The following is a 1,984-nucleotide window of genomic DNA, read 5'->3' as shown; positions in this document are numbered from 1 at the left end:
TCAATCGTGAACCCAACATTTGAGTCTGAAAACATGAAAGACGGCGGGGATTTAATCTCTGACTGGCCAGTATTGAACGGCCTATTAAACGCTGTGGGTATGTGTGATTTGATTGCCCTTCAAGCGAACTACTCTATGGGTGAGGCAGTTCATACTGGAGTTACAATGGTTGCCGATGGTACAGATGAAGCAGATATGAGGTTAGAAGTAGCCATGACCGTTGACTCTGGTATTGGGGTTATCCGCCATGCGCAAGCAGGTTATGAAACCGCTCGCGATGTTGCTAACGGAAAAGGAAAGCTTACCGACGAAAGCATCAAAGTACCATTATGGTGGTCACCAAAAGCAACATTTGGTCCAAAAGATTTAGAAAAAGAAGAAGTTAAGGCTTAATTAATATTAAATTAGATTGAGAATTTGACAACTTTGTGAACTTTAGATGTGTAAAAGGGATGGTCTTAGTGGCCATCCCTTTATTTTTGTAGGAAAGTATAAAAAAATCTATTGCAGAGAAATTTGCATGCAAATCTTATCTGCATCTGTAATCTGTAACCGTTTTCAAGCTTTAAACTAAATGTCGAATTATGAGGGGTTTTGTGTGCAAAAAACATCTGCTGATTTTTCTTAGTAAATTACTAAAGGAGAAATATGATTCGACATCTTTTTCAATAAAAATGCGGGTTTTGTGAATAATACAAAAAATTGCGCCAATTCAACCAATTTGGCACAAGACTTGCAACATATAATAATGACAAGGCAAATTTACATACTAGGAGGAATTAGAAATGTCAAAACCAGAAATCTTATATTCTGTCAAAGCGCAAAGAGGACCTGAACTCCGTTGTAAGGGCTGGAGACAAGAATCAATCCTAAGAATGCTTGAAAACAACATGGAAAATGCAGAAAAGCCGGAAGAGTTAGTGATTTACGGTGGAATCGGTAAAGCTGCTCGTAACTGGGAATCCTACCATGCAATTGTTAAATCGTTAAAAGAACTAGAAGATGATGAAACATTAGTTGTTCAATCCGGTATGCCGGTTGCTGTCTTCAAGACACATAAATACGCTCCAACCGTTGTTATGGCCACAACAAATATCATGAAGGCTGATTGGCCAACATTCTATGATCTACAAGATAAAAACTTAACGATGTATGCAAACTATACAGCAGCACCGTGGGAATATATCGGTACACAAGGTGTTATCCAAGGAACATTTGAAACTTTATCTGCGATTGCTCGTTTACACTATAATGACTCACTTGTTGGGAAAATCCTTTTAACTGCTGGTGCTGGCGGTATGGGTGGTAACCAAACAAGAGCGATGACGATGCACGGCGGAGTAGCGATCCTTTGTGACTCCAATGTCGAAATCATTAATCGCCGAATTGAAAAGCAATTCATTGATGTTTTAGTAGATTCATTGGATGAAGCGATTGCTTTAGCAAAAGAATATGCGGCTAATGGAAAGCCATTAGGAATCGGTGTTGTGGGTAATGCTGCAGATATTTTTGAGCAAGTCCTTCAATCAGGTTGGTTACCAGACATTTCTACATCTATGACGCCTGCGCATGACCCAATCTCTTACTTACCATCAGGTTATACAGTAGAAGAAGCAGAGCATCTACGTGATACCAATCGTGATCTTTATTTAGAAAAAGCCCGCGAAACAATGGTTCGTGAGTTAGAAGCATTAATTAAATTCTTAGACCTTGGTGTTAAATCTTTCGAATATGGTACTAGTATTCGTAAAGAGTGTATCGATGCCGGTATGGATGAAAAAGAAGCAAAACGTCTTCCAGGATTCGTTGCAGAGTACATTCGTCCATTATTCTGTGAAGGCCGTGGACCTTTCCGCTGGATATGTCTATCCGGAGAAGCAGAAGACTTACGCAAAATCGATGAAATGATTCTTGAAGAGTTCAGTGATGACCTACTTGTAACTCGCTGGATCAAACTTGCCATGAAACATATTCCAATCGAAGC

At 39.5% G+C, this 1,984-nt stretch carries 1 protein-coding gene and 1 pseudogene; both read left to right on the top strand.

Annotated features, from left to right (window positions below; translation table 11 throughout):
- Positions 1 to 393: pseudogene (locus M028_RS0113475) on the top strand (urocanate hydratase); the annotation flags it as partial.
- 392 nt (positions 394 to 785) lie between these two features.
- Positions 786 to 1,984, top strand: a 1,199-nt coding sequence (hutU, locus tag M028_RS0113470) for a urocanate hydratase (RefSeq protein WP_026574334.1), incomplete at its 3' end; no start/stop codon positions are given.

Source organism: Bacillus sp. UNC438CL73TsuS30, assembly GCF_000482325.1.
Taxonomy (GTDB): Bacteria; Bacillota; Bacilli; order Bacillales; family Cytobacillaceae; genus Neobacillus.
The sequence above is the reverse complement of the archived record's forward strand: the minus strand, read 5'-3'. Positions and strand labels throughout refer to the sequence as shown.